This is a genomic window from Krasilnikoviella flava, from assembly GCF_900167525.1.
Lineage (GTDB): Bacteria > Actinomycetota > Actinomycetes > Actinomycetales > Cellulomonadaceae > Isoptericola > Isoptericola flavus.
The window spans coordinates 102,284-121,800 of sequence record NZ_FUZQ01000003.1; the positions used below are offsets into that span (position 1 = coordinate 102,284).

The following is a 19,517-nucleotide window of genomic DNA, read 5'->3' on the forward strand; positions in this document are numbered from 1 at the left end:
GTCGGCGGCATGATGGCGGGCATGACCACACCGATCCGCACCGCTCGCTCCTCCGTCGCGATCACGAACGGCTACGTCGTCCCCGTGGACGGCCTGCCCGTCGACGGCGGCACCGTCCTGGTCACCGACGGCGTGATCACCGCCGTCGGGCCGGACGTCGAGGTGCCCGAGGGGGTGCCGACGCTCGACGCGGGCGGCCGGTGGGTGCTGCCGGGCTTCGTGGAGTCGCACGGGCACGTGGGCGTGCACGAGGAGGCCGAGGGGTGGGCCGGCGACGACACCAACGAGAAGACCGGGCCCGACGGCGCGCACCTGCGCGCGCTGGACGCGATCAACGTGGAGGACGAGGGCTTCCGCGACGCCCTCGCGGGCGGTGTGACGTCCGTCGTCGTGAAGCCCGGCTCGGCCAACCCGATCGGCGGCCAGACGGTCGCGATCAAGACGTGGGGCGGGCGCACCGTCGACGAGCAGGTCATCAGCGACGCCGTGTCGGTGAAGTCGGCGCTCGGCGAGAACCCCAAGCGCGTGTACGGCGAGCAGAAGAAGCAGCCGTCCACCCGCCTGGGCGTGGCGGCCGTCATCCGCCAGGCTTTCCTGGACGCCCAGCACTACGCCGCCCAGCGCGACGCGGCGGAGTTGAAGGGCGAGCCGTTCGCCCGCGACCTCGGCAAGGAGACCCTCGCCCGCGTGCTCGCCGGCGAGCTGGCGTGGGACCAGCACACCCACCGAGCCGACGACATCGCCACCGCGCTGCGCCTCGCCGACGAGTTCGGCTACCGGCTCGTGGTGAACCACGGCACGGACGGCGCCGCGATCGCCGACGTGCTCGCCGAGCGGGACGTGCCGGTCATCTACGGCCCCATGCTCACGTCGCGCTCCAAGGTGGAGCTGCGCGACCGGGACGTCGCCAACCTCGCCCGCCTGGCAGAGGCCGGGGTGCGGGTCGCCATCACGACCGACCACCCGGTGGTGCCGATCAACTTCCTCGTGCACCAGGCGTCGTTCGCCGTGAAGGAGGGCCTGGACCCGCAGGTCGCGCTCGAGGCGCTCACGGTGAACCCGGCGTCGTTCCTCGGCCTCGACGACCGGGTGGGCGCGCTGACGCCCGGGCTGGACGGCGACGTCGTCGTCTGGTCGGGCGACCCGCTCGACGTCGGGTCGCGCGCCGAGCACGTCTTCGTCACGGGCACGGAGGTCTACACGTGGGACCGCACCGCGGACGACGGCCGCGGCGCCGGCCGCGTGCGCGAGCGGTCACAGCGGTTCGCCCGCTGACCCGTCACCGGCCGTCACAGGTCGTCGAGGAAGTCCTCCATGAGCGGGCCGGCGGTGTCCGACCCGCGGTGGCCGTCCTCGACGAAGACCGCCACCGCGAGGTCGTCCACGATCGCGAGCATCCACACGTGCTGCTGCGACCCGTCGCCGTACTGCGCGGTGCCCGTCTTGGCCCCGACGATGCCGGGCACGTCCTGCAGCATGTCGGCGCTGCCGTCGGTGACGACGCCGTGCATGAGGTCGCGCAGCACCTGCGCCTCGCCGTCCGACACCCCGGGCGTCGCGGGCTCCTTCTCGGCCTCCGCCGACGGCGACGCGGACGCGTCGCTGCCCTCCTCGGCCGCGTCGTCCTGCACCAGCACGGGCTCCACCCGGTGGCCCGCGGCGACGCTCGCGGCGACCGTCGCCATCCCGAGCGGCGACGCCTGCACCTTGCCCTGACCGATCATCGACGCCGCGTGCTCGGTGCCGTCCGCCTTGGCGGGCACCGAGCCGAGGAACGCCGGCACGCCCATCGCCGCCGCCGCCGCCTCGTCGTCCAGCAGGCCCAGGTCGGACCCCGCGGTCGCGAGGTCGGCCTGCGCCACCTTGTCGCGCTGCGCGATCATCGCGGTGTTGCACGAGTGCGCGAACGCCGTGCGCAGCGGCACGTCGCCCGTGGCGGACGACGGGTAGCCGGGCACGTTGCCGAACGTCCGGCCGTCGACGGTGATGGTGTCCGTGCAGGCCACCTCGGTGTCCGGGGTGAGGCCGGCGCGCTGCATCGCCAGCGCGTCCACCACCTTGAACGTGGACCCCGGCGGGTACTGCCCGAGCGTCGCGGTGGACCAGCCCTCGCTGCCCGGGCCGCTCGCCGCGGCGAGGACCGCGCCGTCGGACGGGCGGACCGCGACGATCGCGCTGGCCGGGTCGACGTCGTCGAGCACGTTCTCGGCGAGCTTCTGCAGGTGCTGGTCCAGGGTGGTCGCCACGGGGGTGCCGTCCACGGCGTCCACGCGGTACAGCTCGCGGCCCTCGTCCTCGTCCTCGTCGGGCTCGCCGTCCAGGCCGACGTCGCCGTCCGCCCCGCTGGCCGCCACGACGCTCACGAGGACGCCCGGCGAGCCGGTGAGCCGGTCGTCGTAGGCGCGCTGCACGCCGGACAGCCCCACGACGTCGCCGGCCTGCACGGCCCCGTCGGACTCCTCGACGACCTCCTCGGTCGCCTCCCCGACCCGTCCCAGGATCGGCTTGGCGAAGTCGCCGGTGGGCCCCAGCTCCAGGGAGTCCTCGACCGCCCGGACCCCGATGATGTCCAGGGCGTCCTCCAGCGAGAAGTCCGTGCCCGGGTTCTCCTTGCGGATCGTGATCGCCTCGACGAACGCCTTCTCCCCGGCCGCGTCGACCTGCGCGAAGAACTCGTTCGGCTCGAGCCCGACGAGCTGCGCGAGGTCGCGGGCCGCCGACTCCTGCCCGAGGCCCTCGACCGCCGTCTTGTCCACCCCGATGTGCCACACGCCCCGCTCGGTGACCATCGGCTCGCCGTCGCCGTCGAGCAGGTCACCCCGGTCCGCGTCGAGCGTCGTGACCTTCAGCCGCTCGCCCGGCGCCAGGTCGGGCACCAGCACGTCCGGGCTCCACACCGGCCGCCAGGTGCCGGTGCCGTCCTCGCTCTCCGGCACCGCGTACGTGAGGTCGACGTCGGTGGAGTACGCCCAGGTGACGTCGCGCCCCACGGGCCACGACCAGTCCAGCGTGGCCACGGCGGTCGTCGCCCCGTCCTTGGTGACGGGCTTGCCGACGTCCGCCACGGTCACGGTGTGCTCCCGGGTCCCGGCCGCGTCCACGAGCGGTTCCAGCACCTCGGACAGCTGCGTCTGCACGTCGACGGATCCGGGAGCCTGCAGCGGCACGTCGCCCACCTTGCCGGCACGGAGCGCCGCGGCGAGCGCCGCGGCGGCCTCGTCGGCGGGCGGTACGTCGGTCCCGGTGCAGGCCACCAGGGGCAGGCCCACGACCGGTGTCAGGAGGACGGCGAGGGCGAGGCGGTAGCGACGGTGCACCTTGGCGAGATTATCGGCTTCCTGGCATTCTGGTCGGCATGCCCCCCCGTGTCCCGGTCACGGTCCTGCAAAGATTTCGCGGCGCTGCCGTCGTGGGCGCCCTGGCGATCGCGGGGACCGTCGCGCCGGGAGCCGTCGCGCACGCCGCGCTCCCCGACCCACGGCCGGGCGGCGAGTCCGTCCTGAGCCGGACATGGACGCCGGCCCTCGACCCCGCCGATCCCCTGGTCCTGGTGAACAAGGCGCACCCCGTCTCGCCGGCGGGCTGGGCGCCGGACGACCTCGTGCGCCCCGACGTGACGGCTCTCGGGGAGCACGACCGTCTGCGCGCCGACGCCGCGCGGGCCCTCGAGCGGCTGGCCGCCGCGGCCGAGGACGCCACCGGTCACGAGCTCGTCCTCGCCTCCGGCTACCGCTCCGCCGACTACCAGCGCCGGCTGTACGCCCGCTACGTCGACGCCCACGGCCGCCGCGCCGCCGACACCTTCTCCGCCCGTCCCGGGTTCTCCGAGCACCAGACCGGCCTCGCCGCCGACGTCGCCGAGGCGGGCACCTCGTACACGCGGTTCGGGCGCACCGAGACCGGGCGGTGGGTGGCCGACCAGGCCTGGCGCTACGGGTTCGTCGTGCGGTACCCGAAGGGCGAGCAGGCGGTGACGGGATACAGCCCCGAGCCCTGGCACCTGCGCTACGTGGGCACCGCGCTGACCACCTTCATGCACCTCGCCGACACCCCCACGCTGGAGGAGGCGTTCGGCGCCGCCCCGGCCCCCGACTACGCGCCGACCGGCGGGTGAGCCTGTCGAAACCCACCGACCGGGCCCCGACGGGCTCGACCAGCGGGGTCAGGCGGCCAGCGCGCGGCCCAGCCGCTCCACGGCCTCGGTGAGGACCGCCGTCGACGTCGCGAGGTTGAGCCGCAGCCACCCCGCGCCGCCCGCGCCGAAGCGCACACCGTCCTCGAGGGCGAGGCGCCCGTGCTCCAGGACGTGCCCGGCCGCGTCGGCCGCGGGGACCCCGCCGGGCAGGGCGGCACGCAGGTCCAGCCAGGCCAGGTAGGTGGCGTCGGCGGGCTGCAGCCGGACGGCCGGGGCGTGCTCGGCGAGCAGGCGGGCGAGCAGTCGCCGGTTCTCCTGGACGCCGGCGAGGAGCGCGTCGAGCCACGGCCCGCCGTCGCGGTAGGCGGCGGCGTGCGCCAGCACCGCCAGGTGGTTGACGGCGTGGCCCGCCTCCTCGGGGATGCGGCGCAGGTCGTCGGCGGCGCCCGGGCCGCCCAGCGCGACCGCCGCGCGCAGCCCCGCGAGGTGGAAGGCCTTGGACGCCGACTGCACGGCGACGGCCCGCTCGGACCCCGTCACCGACAGCAGCGGCACGAACGCGGGCGCGGCGTCGTCGAGGTGCGCGAACGTGAGCGGGGCGTGGATCTCGTCCGCCACCACCCGCACCCCGTACCGGTCCGCGAGCGCCAGCACGGCCTCCAGCTCGGCCCGCGTGTGCACGGTGCCCGTCGGGTTGTGCGGGTTGCACAGCAGCAGCACGGCGCGCCGCCCGGAGCCCGGCCCGACGCCGTGGGCGGCCGCGCCCGTGGCGCGCGCGAGGGCCGCCTCGAGCGTGCCGAGGTCGAGCCGCAGCTCGGCGTCCAGCGGCGCCTCCACGACCTGCCGGCCCTCGTTGCCGGGGAAGCCGTAGAACGGCGGGTACACCGGCGGCGTGACGACGACGGCGTCGCCCGGGGCGGTCAGGACGCGCAGCACCTCGACGACCGCCACCATGACGTCCGGCATCGTGCGGCTGGACGCGACGTCCGGCGTCCACCCCCAGCGGCGCTCCGCGAACGGCGCGAGCGCCTCGGCGTACGCGGTGCCGACGTCGTACCCGGTGTCGCCGAGGGTCAGCGCCCGCTGCACCGCGTCCACCACGGGTGGCGCGACGGGCGTGTCCATCTCCGCCACGAACAGCGGCAGCACGTCCGGCGGGTACGCCCGCCACTTCACGGACGTCCGGCGGCGCAGGTCGTCGAGGGTGAGCTGCTCCAGCGGGTTGTCGGTCACGGCTCCGGTCTACCAGACCGTCGCACCCACGGCTGAGCCTGCCGAGACCGGTCCTGGTCCCGACAGGCTCGACCGTACGCGGGGCTCAGCCAGCCGCGGCCGCCCGCTTCACGACGGGCTCCCACTCGTCCGGGGCGAGCACCGGGCGGTCGTCGTCGGTGCGCCCGGCCCAGCGCCGGGCGTCCTCGATGGTGGCCGCGAGAAGGCCGCGCAGCCGGGCGTCGGTGTCGGGCACGAAGGCCTCGCTGATGCCCTGCACCGCCGTCGACACGACGGACGGCGCGGCGTCCCGCACGAACCGCTTGGGCCGCACGCGCGTGCCCTCGCAGAACCGGTACGCCCACTCGGCCGTCCGCGGCGACGCGGCGAGCGCGTCGGCGCTGGCGGGGTCGAGGGTGCCCTCGGGGCGCCCGTCGAGCACGTCGAGCATCCGCTCCGCGCCGATGATCGCGACGGCCAAGGTCTGCTGCCGGTCGGCGGGCGCGACGGGCAGCGCCGTCTGCGCGGCGCGCAGCGCGATCTGCACGTCCCACCGCGGGTCGGGGCTCGTGAGCCCGATCACGGACGGGATGAGCGGCGCCAGCTGCGGCCGGTTCCCGTCGGAGGTCAGGTCGTTCACGGCCCGGGCCAGCATCGCGAGCAGCGGGTGCGTGCACTGGGGATGGTCGCTCCAGCGCTCGCCGGCGAGGAACGACGCGAGCTCCATGAAGCACGCGCCCTTCTTCGGGTTGCGGTGCTTCCCCCGCCCCAGCATCGGCAGCGCGTCGAAAGCGCCTGAAACAGATCCAGCCACGAGTCCACCCCCGTATCGGTCCGGTCACCCCCAGTGTGCGACGGGTGTGACCCAGGTCGCAACGGATAGGGCGGGCGAAGGCTGCCCGACCGGCGCGCCCGGCGCTCCCGGGGGCACCTCAGACGGGCCGACGCCCTGGTGACGGCCCCGTCTGAGGTACCCCGGGGCCGAAGACGGGGCGGTTGACCGATCCACGGTCGGGGGCCTCAGGACGAACGTCGTCACCACGAGATCGACGAGAAGCCGGCGGTGGCCGGCAGGCAGCAGACACAGGGCCGGGCACCCCGGCCGGTGAGGGGACGAGGACATGAACCGGATGACGTCGCGAGACCTGACCGTCCTGGCGGAGCTGGACTACCGGCAGGCACGGCTGGCCGAGACCTACCAGCGTGGGACGCCCGCGTGGGTGCGGGCCGCCGGCCGCTGGGCGAAGGGCCTGGTGCGGCGGGTGCGCGCCCGGGCCGTGGCCCGCGACGCGGTGCAGCGGCTGGGGGCGACGATCGACGCGGTGGCGGCGCGCACCGACGCCGACGCGTGGGAGATCCAGGTGACCCGCCGGGCCGACCAGATCTCGCACGGCCTGGAGGCGCTGCGCCCTCAGGACGGCGCCGCGCGCCGGGCCGCCTGACCGTGGTGGGGACGAGCGCCCTCTCGGTCGAGCCCGTCGGGACCAGGATCCCGGCGGGCTCGGCCACCGTGGCGGCGGGTGTGGGCGCCCGGTGGGACGATCACCTCGTGCGTCGTTCCAGCGAGGTCCCCCTGATCGCCCGCCAGGCGGAGGTCACCGCCTTCCGCGGTGCGCTGGAGCACGCCGCCGAGGGCGAGCCCGGCGTGCTGCTGCTCGGCGGCGACGCCGGGGTGGGCAAGACGCGCCTGGTCACGCACCTCGCTGACGTCGCCCGCGACGCCGGGGCGCGCGTCGTCGTCGCGCACTGCGTGGACCTCGGTGACGTCGGCATCCCGTACCTGCCGTTCACGGAGGCGCTGACGCAGCTGCGGGGCGTCCCCGCGGTCGCCGAGGTGGTCGCCGAGCGCCCCGCCCTCGCCCGCCTGCTCGACCCGGCCGGGGGCGACGGCGGCTCCGACGGCAACGAGCACGGCGAGCGCCTGCAGCTGCTGGACGGCGTGGCGGGCAGCCTCGCCGCCGCCGGGCACGCGGGCTCGCCCCTGGTCCTGGTGGTGGAGGACGTGCACTGGGCGGACGAGTCCACGCGCGACGTGCTGCGGTTCGTCGTCGCCCGGCTGCGCTCGGAGCACCTGCTGCTCGTCGTGACGTACCGCAGCGACGACGTGCACCGCCGCCACCCGCTGCGCCCCGTCCTCGCGGAGCTGCACCGTCAGCGGCCCGTGGAGCACGTCGAGCTGTCCCCGTTCACCCCCGACGAGCTGCGCGAGTTCACCACGGCCACCCGCGGCGAGCCGCTCGACGAGCAGGAGTTCGACGCGGTGCGCTCCCGGTCCGACGGGAACGCGTTCTTCGCGGAGGAGCTGCTCGACGCGGGGCAGCCGTCGGCCGGGCTGCCCTGGTCGCTGACGGACGTGCTGCACACGCGGCTGCAACGGCTCGACCCGGGGGTCCAGCAGCTGGTGCGCCTGGCCGCGGTGGCCGGGCGCCAGGTGGACGAGGCGCTGCTGCGCGCCACCGCGCCCCGTCTGCCGGGCCTCGACGCTCCCGGTGCCGCGGACGCCGCGCTGCGCGAGGCCGTCACCCAGCAGGTGCTGGGCGTCGAGGGCCAGCACGTCGCGTTCCGGCACGCTCTCGTGGCCGAGGCGCTCGTGCTCGACCTGCTGCCGGGCGAGCGCACCACCATGCACCGCGCCTACCTGGAGGCGCTGACGGCGGACCCGGCCCTCGGCTCGTCGGCGAAGCGCGCCCACCACGCCCTGCAGGGTCATGACCTGCCGGCCGCCCTCGTCGCGTCCCGCGACGCCGCCCTCGCCGCGGCCGAGCTGCTCGCCCCGGCCGAGGAGCTGCGCCACCTGGAGCAGGTGCTGTCGCTGTGGGAGTCCGTGTCCGACGCCGAGGACCTGCTGGGCACCGACCGGGTCGCCGTCGCCCTCGACACCGCGGCCGCGGCCAGCTCCGCGGGCCAGGCGACCCGGGCGGAGCAGCTCGCGCGGCGGGCCGTCGACGGGCTGGGCGACGACCCGGAGAGACAGGCCCGCCTGCGGCACGTGCTCGTGCGCTACCTGCTGAACGTCGAGGCGACGAACGACGCGCTGCAGCAGACGGCGCTCGCGCTCGACGTCCTCCTGCCGGGCGCCACCGGCCCGGACGGGCCGGGCGGGGCGGAGATCGACGAAGCCGCGGCCACGGCAGACCTGGCGTGGACCCTCGCCGCTCGGGCGCGGGCGCTGCTCAGCGTGGACCGGGACGACGAGGCCGGCACCCACGCACAGCTGGCGGTCGACGTCGCGCGGCGTGCCGGGGCCGCCGGCGCGGAGGCGGACGCCCAGACGACGCTCGCCATCCTCGAGGTCGCCGAGCCGGACGCGGCGGCCGGCCGGCTGGAGGCGGCGCGGGACCGGGCCGCCGACGCGGGCGACCTCCCCACCGAGCTGCGCTCCTGGTACAACCTGTCCGCGACCCACTTCTACGCCGGCCGGCTCGACGCCGCCGGCGCCACCCTCGACGAGGGGCTCGCCCGGGCGCGCGCCACCGGCATGGTGTGGTCCACGTACGGCGTGGAGATGGTCGACCTCACCCAGATCCTGCCCTACCTCAGAGGCGACCTGACCGAGCGCGAGGTCCCGCCCGGCACCCCCGCCTGGGTGCTCCCCTATCTCGACGCGGGCCGCCTGTACGCGGCCGTAGCCCGGGACGGCGCCGACGCGTCCGCCCGCGCGGAGGCTCTACGCCCGCACTGGGACTCCGACGGCCAGGTCGCCCTGATCGCCGGCGGCACCCTGGTGGACGCCATGACGTGGGCCGGTCGGTACGAGGACGCGGTCGCGCTCGCCGAGGAGGTCGCCGCCCACCTGGGGGCCGCCTGGTCCGAGTTCTTCCTGGGCCGCATCTGGATCACCGCCCTGGCCCTCGCGGCCCTCGCCGAGAGCGCCGAGACGCGCCCGGTGGCGGAGGGTCGGGCCGCCGATCTCCTCCAGCGCGGCGACACCCTGCTCGCGGTGGCGCACGAGACCGCGGAGCGGGGCCGCCCCCGCGGCGGGCGACTGGGACCGGAGGGCCGCGCCTGGCTGCGGCGCGCCGACGCCGAGCACGCGCGGCTGCGCGCGGCGCTCACCGACGACCCGGCCGACCCGGCGCTGTGGGAGGCGACCGTGCGCGAGTTCGACTTCGGCTACCGCTACGAGGTGGCCCGCTCCCGGTTCCGCTGGGCGCAGGCGCTGCGGGCGACGGGCGACGTGCCCGCGGCCGAGGTGGAGGCGGCCGAGGCCCTCGGCGAGGCCGTGTCCATGGGGGCCGCGCCGCTGACGGCCGCGATCCACGCGTGGGGCCGGCGGGCCCGGGTGCCGCTGCCGGGCACCCGACGCACGACGTCGGTCCTCACCGAGCGCGAGGAGGAGGTGCTGATCCTCGTCGCGCAGGGTCTGAGCAACCGGCAGATCGGCGAGCGCCTGTACATCTCCACCAAGACGGTCAGCGTGCACGTGTCGAACCTGCTCGCGAAGCTCGGCGTCTCGGGGCGGGCGGAGGCGGTCGCCGTCGCGCACCGGCGCGGGCTGATCGGCGTCTGACCGCCCAAGGTCCATACTGGGCGCGTGCCGGAAGCTCAGGCTGTCGGCTCCCTGTCCGGTCCGTCGCCCGGTCCCGTACCCGGTCCCGCGTCCGATCGCGTGGCCGGTCCGCCGCCCGGTCCGGCCCACGGTGAGCCCGTCGCAGACGAGGTGTTCGACCGCATCGCGCGGCTCGTGCACCGTCAGCTCGGCGTGCCCGCGGCGGCCGTGGTCATGGTCACGGACGACGGCGACGTCAAGACGCTCCCCGGCGCGGTCGGCTTCCCCGACGACGCCCAGCGCAGCCGCCGCCTCGAGCTCCCCCGGCCGCTGACGACGATCGTCGCCCGCACGCGCACCCCGCTGGTCGTGCCCGACGCGGAGGACGACCCGCGCGTGTCGGGGCGGCACACGATCGGCGACCTGGTGCTGGCCGCGTACGCGGGCTACCCGATCGAGGACGCCCGCGGCCACGTCGTGGGGGCGCTGTGGGCGGTGTCGTCCGTGCCGCGCACCTGGACCGAGACGGACCTCGCCACCCTCGCGGACCTGTCCGCCGCGGCGTCGGGCGAGCTGCGGCTGCGTGCCGAGCGGGAGCGCGCGCGGCTGGCCGAGCAGGTGGCGTTCCGCGCGCACCGCCGGTCGCGCTTCCTGCTGGGCCTGTCCGAACGGTTCGCCCGCGTCACCACCCTGGACGAGGTCGAGGACGCCATCGCGCACGTCATCGGCACGGGCACGGGCGCCCGGTGGGTGTCGCTGGCGCTGGTGGACGCCGACCGGCGGCACCTGTCGTTCTTCACCGTCGGGCACCACCACCCCGGCGAGCCGGCGCTGCGCAGCACGCGGCTCGACGCGCCCCGGCCGGACACGCACGTCGTGCGCAGCCGTGCGCCCCTGCGGTTCCGCGACCACGCGGAGATGGTGGCGACCTACCCGGAGATGGGCCCGGTGGGGTCGGTATCGGAGGGGGCCCGGTCGTTCCTGCCCGTGATGTCGAACGGGACGGTCGTGGGCGTCATCGCCTGCGTGTGGGACCAGGCGCGCGAGCACGACGCCGACACGGCCGCCCTGGAGTCCACGATCAGCCGGTACGTGGCCCTCGCCCTGGAGCGGGTGGCGCTGCTGGAGGCGCGGCGCCGCGTGGCGACCACGCTGCAGGAGTCGATGCTCACCGCGCCGCCCACGGTGGCGCACCTCGACATCGCGACCACCTACTCCCCCGCGGCCCGCACCGACCAGGTGGGCGGCGACTGGTACGACGCGGTGGTGCGCGACGACGGCACCGCGATCGTCATGATCGGCGACGTCGCGGGCCACGACGTGCACGCCGCGGCGCAGATGGGCCAGCTGCGCTCGATGCTGCGGGCGCTCGCGTGGAGCCACGACGAGTCGCCGGCCGGGCTGCTGACCCGCCTCGACAAGGCGAACGCGCGGCTCGGCCCGCGCGCGATGGCGACCGCCGTCGTCGCGCGCCTGGACCGCGACCCGGCGCCGTGCCCGCAGGACGTGCCGGAGGGCGGCGGCACGGCGGCGAACCCGCCCGAGCGCGCGTTCACGCTGACCTGGTCCGTGGCCGGACACCCGCCGCCGATGGTGCTGCGCCGCGACGGCCGGGTGGAGCGGCTGTCGGAGACCCCCGACCTGCTGCTGGGCGTCGTCCCGACCACCCCCCGCCAGGACCGCACCGTCCGCCTGCTGCCGGGCGACACCCTCGTGCTCTACACGGACGGGCTGGTCGAGCGCCGCGGCGTGCCCAGCGACCAGCGGCTGTCCGACCTCGAGCAGGTGCTGCGCTCCGCGCACGGCGAGGCCACGTCCGCCGTCCCGCGCGCGCTGGTGCGCGGCCTCGTGGGCGACACGCAGCGCGACGACGTCGCCGTGCTGGCGCTGCGGGTGCGGGTGCCCGCGCCGTCCGGCCCGCCGACGTCGGCCGGGCCCGCGAAGGCGGAGCGCCGCGTCGCGGACGACGACCTGAGCGACCTCGGGCCCGCGCGCCGGTGGGTGGACGACGTGCTCGAGTCGTGCGACGTGTCCGACGAGCAGCGACGGACCGCGATGCTGCTCACCAGCGAGGTGCTGACCAACGCGCTGGAGCACGGCGAGGGGCCGATCACCGCGACGGTCGAGGTGGACGGCCGTCGCCTGCGGGTGGGCGTCCGCGACGGCAGCACGGCCGAGCCCGAGCTGCAGTCCCCGCAGCCGCAGGACCTGTCGGGCCGCGGGGTGCTGTTCCTCGACCGCCTCGCGTCGCGGTGGGGCGTGCTGCGGCACGACGGCTCCGACGCGGTCGGGCGGCACTCCGGCGTGGTGGAGGGCAAGACGGTGTGGTTCGAGATCGACCGGGGGGCGCGGCCGCTGACCGGCACCGTCTCGCGGGTGCGGCCGCCGACCCCGGCGACCGGCGCCGTCCCCCTGGTCGAGCGCGTGCTGCGCGGGAACCGCGGCTGATCGTCCCGCGCTGGTCCCGGGTCGGACGGGTTGCCGATGCCGCGCGGTCAGCGCACGATTCTTCACAAGCGGCCCGTGGTCGCGCGCCACGGACTGCCGGAGGTCGGGATGAGACGCAGGCGCAACGGTTCCACCCGGGCGCCCCGCGGCGGCGCGCGCGCCGCAGCACTCGGCATCGCCGCATTGTCGCTCGCCGCCGCGATGCTGCCTGCCGCGCCGTCGCCGGCCGTCGCGGCGTCGCCGCCCGACACCACCGAGACCGGCGATCCGCCTCCCCCGGCCGACCCGACGACGCCCGACGGGCTCGACGAGCCCTCCCCCCTGCCCGACGACAGCATCGTCGAGATGCCTCCGCCCGCGTCCCCCGACATCGTGCCGAACGCCAACACGATCCGGATGGCGTGGGTCGGCACGCCGGGCGAGCGCCCGGACGACGACGCCCTGCTCACCCTCCAGGCGGCGATCAACGCCGCACCGTCGGAAGGCACTGTCTCGTTCGACCCGAACGACTACGCCTTCACGGGCGCGCTGACGATCCCCAGGGCGATGACCCTCGACAGCAGTGCCGCCTCGATGCTCTACAGCCGGTTCACCGTCAGCGGAGGCGGTGCGACCTTCGCCGACGACGTCAGCATCGGCGCCGCCAACACCGGCGCGATCGTCACCGTGACCGCCTCGGGCGCCACCCTCACCGGCGTCACCATCCGCAACCCGACCCCCGTCCTGCGACCCACCGGCGTCCAGCTCGGAGCGGGAGTCACCGGCGTGGTCCTTGTCGGCCTCGACGTCGACGGCGCAGGCGAACCGTCGTCGTTCGGCGTCAACCTCACCACGGGCTCGGCGACCCTCACCGACCCCACCATCGCCGGAGTCGCGACCGGCGTCGTCGCCACGGCGGCCTCCACCGCGAGCGGTATCGCGGTCGAGGGAGGAACCGTCGCGGCGGCAACCTCCGGAGTCTCCCTCGGCACCTCGACCGCACCGCAGGTCTCGGACGTCGACGTCACGGGCACGTCCGGCGCGGGCACCGGCATCGACCTGGCGAACTCGACCGGCGCCGTCGTCGACTCGGTCACCGTGCACGGCTTCGCCCGCGGCATCGGTGCCTCCCCCACCAGTGCCGGGGCCGGGCCGACCGTCAGCGACGCGGTCATCGACGGGAGCAGCCGCGAGGGCATCGCGCTCGGCTCGACCACGGGCGCAAGCGTGACCGATGCCCGGATCACCTTGGCCGGCGCCGCCCAGTCCACCGGCATCCTCACCTTGCTGGCCACCGCGGTGACGATCGAACGGCCGGTGATCACCGAGGCGATGTACGGCATCACGACGAGCGCCGTCAACACCGGCGCCGGGCCGACGATCACCGATCCCCGGATCACCGCCTTCGGCGGCATCACCCTCGGCTCCACGCAGGGCGCCTCCGTCACCGGCGCCGTCCTCGACAACGGGCCGTGGACAGGTGGGACCGGGATCAACACCGTCAACGCCGGCCGCGTCTCGATCTCGGACATGACCGCCACGGGCTTCCTCTACGGGATCGGCGCCCAGTCCAACCTCGATGCGAGCTCCGACCGCGCGAACATCGCGATCTCCGACATCCGCGTGACGGGTGCTCCGAACGCCTCGAGCGGCGTGTATCTCCTCGGTGCGGTGGACGCGACGATCTCCCGCGTCACGGCTGAGCTCACCGGCGCGGCGCTCGTGATCCACCAGTCGACCGGGGTGCTCGCGCAGGACGTCGAGGTCACCGGGCGCGAGGGCCCGACCTCGGTGACCGGCGGCGCCATCCTGCGCGCCTACGGCTCGCAGGACGTCGACGTCACGCGCTCGTCGATCGACGGCGGCTCCTACGGGTTCTTCTACTCGGACACCGACGGATCCACGGTGACCGACGCGAGCGTGAATGGCCTCGCCGAGTACGGCGTGTACGGGCGCAGTGTCTCGAACGTCGATGTCAGCGAGGCCACGTTCACCGGCAACTCGGCGGTCGGGCTCTTCGTCGTGACCAACCCCGACGACGGGATCAGCCACGACGTCGCCGTGCACGACAGCACCATGACCGACAACGACGGCGGCATCCACGTGCTCCAGGGCACCACCGGCGTGTCGATCACCGACAACACCGTGAGCGGCCAGCCCGACATGGTCACCGCCGGCTCTGCGCACGACCTCACCATCGCGGGTAACAGCGTCGAGCAGACCGGCGCCGCCGGCCTCGCGGCGATCACCGTCGCCCCTCTGTGGCAGGACGGCGCGCTCCCGGGCTCGTACTCCTCGTCCGACGTGGAGATCACCGGGAACGAGTTCGCCGGGGGTGGCACGTGGATTCAGGTCGGCACCGCTGATCCGGACGCGCACCCCGACGAGGCCCTGCGCCGTGCCCTCCGCGACGACGTGCTCGCCACCGGCAACATCTTTCCGGCGGGCTCCGCGGCGATCCGCACCTACGCCAACGCCGTCGTCGGCGAGGACACGGCCCCGGCCCTCGCCCGAGCCCTGCCCGTGGACGGCCCGGTCGCCGTCGACGCGCGTGACCACGACGACCCGAACGACTGGGACTCGACGTGCAAGGCGACGGGTCTTCTCGACGACGCCTCCTACTACGACGGCGGCGGCGCCGAGGTGCACGAGGTGACCGAGGCTCCCGTGCTGTACCCGATGAACTGCATCGACCTGTCACTGACCGAGGTCATCGATGCCGACGACGGCACCGTCTTCCACGCGGGCGACCTGGTGACCTGGAGGCTCACGCCCCATAACGACGGTCCCCGCGCCGCACCGGCCGGCTGGACGATCACACAGCTGCTGCCCGACGGCGTCGAGCTCGTCTCCATGGAGGGCGAGGGGTACTCCGTCGACGGCACCACCGCGACGGCCGCCGCCGACCTGGCGGTCGGCGCCGACGGCCCGCTGCTGACCGTCACGGCTCAGGTGCTCGTGCCCCCGGCGGGCGAGTCGACGATGCGCAACGTCGCCTACGTCGCGCCCGCTCCGGACATCGACCTCGACGAGGACGGCAGCGTCGACGCGATCATCGAGCAGCTCAGCCCGCTGGTCGTCCCGACGATCTCGACCGACACCGAAGCCACTGCCACCGACAACGACGCGCAGGCCGTCTGGGCCGTCGAAGGAGCGCCCGCGCCGGAGCCGCCAGGGCCGGACGACGGTGGCGCGGATCCGGTCCCGGTCCCCGACGGCAACGACCCGGGCCCTGGAATCGACGCGGACGGGTTCCCTGGCGGTGAGGGCACGGTTCCCGTGGACGGCGGCGGCTCCGACACCGCACAGCTGGCCGCCACCGGCAGGCCCGTCGCGCCGCTCGCCGTCGTCGCGCTCCTGCTTCTCGGGGCGGGGGCGGCCGCCACGACATGGGCGCGCCGCAAGAAGGCCACCGGCTGACGCCCCGGTGGGCGGGTCTTGGCATTCCAGGGATCCGCCTCCCTTCTGAGCGAGCAGGAACCCTGCTGAGTGCGGCGGCACGGAGGACTCGTCCGGCGGGGCCCAGAAGCGTGGCAGCGCCGTCGCCCCGGGCGACACCCCTCCCGGGTGTCGGCGGTCCGTCGTACGGTGTGAGACGTGACACACACCGCCCAGCGCACCGCCGCGCCGTCGACCTCACCCTCGACGACGGCCGCCACCGGTGCCCCCGACGACATCGGCGCCCTGCTCGAGCCGTACCGGCGCGAGCTCACCGGCTACTGCTACCGGATGCTCGGCGGCGCGTTCGAGGCCGACGACGCGGTGCAGGAGACGCTGCTGCGCGCCTGGCGGTCCTACGACAAGTTCGAGGGACGCTCGTCGCTGCGGTCGTGGCTGTACCGCATCGCGACCAACGTCTGCTTCGACCACCTCGGGTCGTCGAAGCGACGCGAGCGCCCCATGGGGCTCGGCGGGCCGCAGCCCGCGGAGGAGCAGTACTTCGGCGACGTGCTCGCCGAGGACCGGTGGCTCGAGCCCGTGCCCGACGACGCCGTCCTGCCGCGCGAGGGCGACCCGGCGGACGTCGCGGTGGGCCGGGAGTCGATCCGTCTCGCGTTCGTGGCCGCGCTCCAGCACCTGCCGGCCCGGCAGCGCGCCGTGCTGGTGCTGCGCGAGGTGCTGCGCTGGTCGGCCGCCGAGGTCGCGGCGCTGCTGGACACCACGGTCGCGTCCGTGAACAGCGCCCTCCAGCGCGCCCGCGCCACCCTCGGGAGCAAGGGGCTGCGCCGGGCGGGGGGCGACGACGCCGCGGACGCGCCGGAGCCGCAGTGGTCCGAGATCGACCACCATCTGCTCGAGCGGTACCTGGACGCCTTCGAGCGCTACGACATGGACGCCCTGGTGGCGCTGCTGCACGAGGACGCCGTGCTCAACATGCCGCCGTACACGATGTGGGTGCGCGGCCGCTCCGAGGTGATCCGCTGGATGACCGGCGCCGGCGCCGGCTGTCGCGGGTCGCGGTGCCTGCCCGTGCAGGCGAACGGGTCCATGGCGTACGGGCAGTACCGCCGGGACCCGGCCGGCGGCTGGTCGCCGTGGGGGCTGGCCGTGCTCGAGGACGACGGCAGCGGCCGCATCACCGGCATCACGACGTTCCTCGACACCGCCACCTGGTTCCCCCGCTTCGGGCTGCCGGACCGCCTGCCCGCCCTCTGACCTGCGCGCCCGCCGCGCCCGCCGGACGTCGCTGGGCTACGTTTTCCCGCATGACCACGGACGCCCCGCAGCCCGAGGGCGTGCCCCCCACCGGGACACCCGCGCCCGCGCCGGACGAGGAGATCGACGACTCCGTCCGCCCGGTCCAGCACGACAGCCGCAACCCGCCGCGATGGCTGCCGCGGGCGCTCGCGATGGCGGTCGTGGCCATCTTCGTCGCCACGTTCCTGTCGTACGCGTTCGGCCAGCTCGGCGGGCTCGCCGTCAACGTCCTCCTGTCCTTCTTCGTCGCGCTCGCCCTCGAGCCGATCGTCGTGTGGCTGGTGCGGCACGGGTGGCGGCGGGGCGCGGCCGCCGGGGCAGCCCTGGGCGGGTCGCTCGTGGTGGTCGCGGGCGTGCTGGCCCTGTTCGGCAACCTGTTCGTGCAGCAGCTGATCCAGCTCGTGTCCTCGCTGCCCGCGCTCTACACGAGCGTCCAGACCGACATCGAGGCCCGCTGGGACGTCACCGTCCCGGACTCCGACGACCTGATCGCGCAGGCCCTCGACCAGTGGGGGCAGGACGTCGCCACGGGCGCGATCAGCGTCGGCGTGTCCATCGTCGGGGTGCTCTTCGCGATCACCACGATCCTGCTCATCACGTACTACCTCATGGCGGCGGGGCCAAAGTTCCGCGCGGCCATCTGTGCCTGGCTCCGGCCCGACCGGCAGCAGGAGGTCCTGACCCTGTGGGAGATCACGCAGGTGAAGGTCTCCGACTTCATCAGCTCGCGCGTCGTGCTCGCGGCCCTGTCGAGCGTGTTCACGTTCGTGTTCCTGCTGATCGTGCAGACTCCGTACGCCCTGCCGCTGGCGGTGTTCACGGGCGTCGTCTCGCAGTTCGTGCCCACCATCGGCACATACATCGGCGGCGCGCTGCCGGTGGCCGTCGCGCTCGCCGCGCAGGGGCTGCCGCAGGCGATCGCCGTCCTCGTCTTCATCGTGGCGTACCAGCAGGTGGAGAACCTGATCTTCTCCCCCAAGGTCAGCGCCCGGGCCCTGGAGATGAACCCTGCCGTGTCGTTCGTCGGCGTGCTCGGCTTCGGCGCCGTGTTCGGCGCGCTCGGCGCCTTCCTCGCCCTGCCGATCCTCGCGACCGTGCAGGCCCTCGGGAACACCTACCTCCAGCGGCACGAGCTCGTCGAGTCCCGACTGCTGCACGACCCGGACGCGCCGGGCGCCAGGACGACGGGCCGGGGCGAGGGGTCCTGGTCGTCGCGGCGCCGCCGCAACCTCGAGGCGGGCGAGCGTGCCGCACGCGAGGCGGAGGCCCGGCGCCGCGACGGCGCAGAGGACTGAGCACAGGGAGTGAGCATGGATCTCGTCGGAGGTATCGCCCTCGTCGTGGCGGTCGGCGTGGCAGGGCAGGTCGCGGCGCGGGCGCTGCGCGTGCCGTCCATCCTGCTGCTGCTCGTGCTGGGCCTCCTCGTCGGCCCCGTCCTCGGGTGGCTCGACCCGGACGAGGTGTTCGGCGACGCGCTCTTCCCCCTCGTGTCCATGGCGGTCGGCCTGCTGCTGTTCGAGGAGTCGCTCAAGCTGGACTTCCGGCGCCTGCGCGGCGGCGCGCGACGTCCCGTGCTCGGACTGGTCACCACCGGAGCGCTGGTCACCGGCCTCGGCGCCACCGCGATCGCGTACCTGTTCCTCGACGTGACGTGGGGGCGGGCCGCCGTGATCGGCGCGATCCTCATCGTCTCCGGCCCCACCGTCGTCGGGCCGCTGCTCGCGATCATCCGGCCCCGCCAGCCCGTGGAGTCGGTGCTCGCCTTCGAGGGCATCTTCATCGACCCGATCGGGGCCACCGTGGCGCTCGCGGTGGCGAACGTCGTGCTGCACGCCGAGCCGGTCAGCCTCTTCGAGACCGGCGGCTGGGGCCTGCTGGTGGGCGTCGTCGCCGCCGCCCTGCTCGTGATCCTCATCCGCTTCGGCCGGGTACCGCGGGAGACGGAGGTGGTGCTCGCGTTCGCGTTCGCCCTCGGGGCCTACGCGATCGCCGAGGGCGTGCACGACGAGGCGGGCCTGTTCGCCACGACCGCGCTCGGCGCCGTCCTGGCGAACCAGCGGGTGGCGCGCACCGAGCCGCTGCACGAGTTCGGCACCCACATCGGACTGCTCCTGATCGGCGCGCTGTTCGTGGTCCTGTCCGCGCGCATCGACCTGGACGCGCTGGCCCGCTACGCCCTGCCCACCATCGGGATCGTCGCCCTCCTCGTGCTGGTGCTGCGCCCTGTGGTGGCCGCCGTCTCCACCCTCGGCACCGAGCTGCGCTGGTCGGACCGCGCGATGATCGGGTGGATGGCCCCGCGCGGCATCGTCGCCGCCTCGACCGCGTCCGTCTTCGCGCTGCGGTTCGAAGATGCCGGCGAGCCGTTCCCCCAGCTGGTGCCGGTGGTCTTCGGCGTCGTGCTGCTCACTGCGATCGTCTACGGGTTCACCGGAGGGCCCGCCGCGACGCTGTTCGGCGTGCGCTCGTCCGAGCGGGAGCGCCTGGACGACGACGGCCTGCCGATCCTCGACCGGTCGACGTGACCGGTCGGCCTGATGAGGGCCCGCTGCCTAC

General features: G+C 75.0%; 12 protein-coding genes. 9 read left to right on the forward strand and 3 right to left on the reverse strand.

From position 1 onward, the window contains the following. Window positions 1–21: 21 nt before the first annotated feature. A complete protein-coding gene (locus B5Y66_RS08490; protein WP_079573486.1) occupies window positions 22–1,275 on the forward strand; it encodes an amidohydrolase in 1,254 nt (417 codons plus the stop codon). A gap of 14 nt (window positions 1,276–1,289) precedes the next feature. Here the strand turns inward: B5Y66_RS08490 and B5Y66_RS08495 are convergent, their stop codons facing one another. Next, window positions 1,290–3,317: a penicillin-binding transpeptidase domain-containing protein gene (locus tag B5Y66_RS08495; RefSeq protein WP_079573488.1), complete on the reverse strand. Its 2,028-nt coding sequence runs from the start codon at window positions 3,315–3,317 to the stop codon at window positions 1,290–1,292. Between the two features lie 38 nt (window positions 3,318–3,355). Here B5Y66_RS08495 and B5Y66_RS08500 point away from each other — a divergent pair, with 38 nt between their 5' ends. Then, the gene (locus B5Y66_RS08500; RefSeq protein WP_139820802.1) at window positions 3,356–4,114 is read left to right on the forward strand and encodes a M15 family metallopeptidase; all 759 of its coding nucleotides are present in this window, start codon (window positions 3,356–3,358) and stop codon (window positions 4,112–4,114) included. Between the two features lie 48 nt (window positions 4,115–4,162). Here the strand turns inward: B5Y66_RS08500 and B5Y66_RS08505 are convergent, their stop codons facing one another. Together B5Y66_RS08505 and B5Y66_RS08510 are read right to left on the reverse strand one after the other, a co-directional pair. Beyond that, window positions 4,163–5,368, reverse strand: coding sequence for a MalY/PatB family protein (locus B5Y66_RS08505; protein WP_079573492.1), 1,206 nt, complete (start codon window positions 5,366–5,368; stop codon window positions 4,163–4,165). 85 nt (window positions 5,369–5,453) lie between these two features. Then, complete coding sequence (locus B5Y66_RS08510) at window positions 5,454–6,122, reverse strand: hypothetical protein (protein WP_079573494.1); 669 nt, start codon at window positions 6,120–6,122, stop codon at window positions 5,454–5,456. A 355-nt stretch (window positions 6,123–6,477) separates the two neighbouring features. On the opposite strand from B5Y66_RS08510, the gene B5Y66_RS08515 reads away from it, so the two are divergent. From B5Y66_RS08515 to B5Y66_RS08545, 7 genes are all read left to right on the forward strand, one after another. Beyond that, on the forward strand, window positions 6,478–6,789 hold the full coding sequence (locus tag B5Y66_RS08515) for a hypothetical protein (protein ID WP_139820803.1): 312 nt from the start codon (window positions 6,478–6,480) through the stop codon (window positions 6,787–6,789). A gap of 107 nt (window positions 6,790–6,896) precedes the next feature. Next, the gene (locus B5Y66_RS23120) at window positions 6,897–9,857 is read left to right on the forward strand and encodes a helix-turn-helix transcriptional regulator (protein WP_281251993.1); all 2,961 of its coding nucleotides are present in this window, start codon (window positions 6,897–6,899) and stop codon (window positions 9,855–9,857) included. 150 nt (window positions 9,858–10,007) lie between these two features. Beyond that, window positions 10,008–12,284, forward strand: coding sequence for a SpoIIE family protein phosphatase (locus B5Y66_RS08525; RefSeq protein ID WP_245807007.1), 2,277 nt, complete (start codon window positions 10,008–10,010; stop codon window positions 12,282–12,284). A 108-nt stretch (window positions 12,285–12,392) separates the two neighbouring features. After that, on the forward strand, window positions 12,393–15,683 hold the full coding sequence (locus B5Y66_RS08530) for a beta strand repeat-containing protein (protein ID WP_139820804.1): 3,291 nt from the start codon (window positions 12,393–12,395) through the stop codon (window positions 15,681–15,683). Window positions 15,684–15,860: 177 nt separating this feature from the next. Next, entirely contained in the window at window positions 15,861–16,919 is a 1,059-nt protein-coding gene (locus B5Y66_RS08535) for a sigma-70 family RNA polymerase sigma factor (RefSeq protein WP_079573500.1), read from the forward strand. 50 nt (window positions 16,920–16,969) lie between these two features. After that, complete coding sequence (locus B5Y66_RS08540; RefSeq protein WP_245807008.1) at window positions 16,970–18,256, forward strand: AI-2E family transporter; 1,287 nt, start codon at window positions 16,970–16,972, stop codon at window positions 18,254–18,256. 15 nt (window positions 18,257–18,271) lie between these two features. Beyond that, the gene (locus tag B5Y66_RS08545) at window positions 18,272–19,486 is read left to right on the forward strand and encodes a cation:proton antiporter (RefSeq protein ID WP_079573502.1); all 1,215 of its coding nucleotides are present in this window, start codon (window positions 18,272–18,274) and stop codon (window positions 19,484–19,486) included. Window positions 19,487–19,517 lie beyond the last annotated feature (31 nt).

What these genes read in the sequence shown, in the direction of transcription:
- B5Y66_RS08490 (WP_079573486.1), top strand. Translation starts at nt 22, where the DNA reads ATGACCACACCGATCCGCACCGCTCGCTCCTCCGTCGCGATCACGAAC.
- B5Y66_RS08500 (WP_139820802.1), top strand. Translation starts at nt 3,356, where the DNA reads ATGCCCCCCCGTGTCCCGGTCACGGTCCTGCAAAGATTTCGCGGCGCT.
- B5Y66_RS08510 (WP_079573494.1), bottom strand. Translation starts at nt 6,122, where the DNA reads ATGCTGGGGCGGGGGAAGCACCGCAACCCGAAGAAGGGCGCGTGCTTC.
- B5Y66_RS08515 (WP_139820803.1), top strand. Translation starts at nt 6,478, where the DNA reads ATGACGTCGCGAGACCTGACCGTCCTGGCGGAGCTGGACTACCGGCAG.
- B5Y66_RS08530 (WP_139820804.1), top strand. Translation starts at nt 12,393, where the DNA reads ATGAGACGCAGGCGCAACGGTTCCACCCGGGCGCCCCGCGGCGGCGCG.
- B5Y66_RS08540 (WP_245807008.1), top strand. Translation starts at nt 16,970, where the DNA reads ATGACCACGGACGCCCCGCAGCCCGAGGGCGTGCCCCCCACCGGGACA.
- B5Y66_RS08545 (WP_079573502.1), top strand. Translation starts at nt 18,272, where the DNA reads ATGGATCTCGTCGGAGGTATCGCCCTCGTCGTGGCGGTCGGCGTGGCA.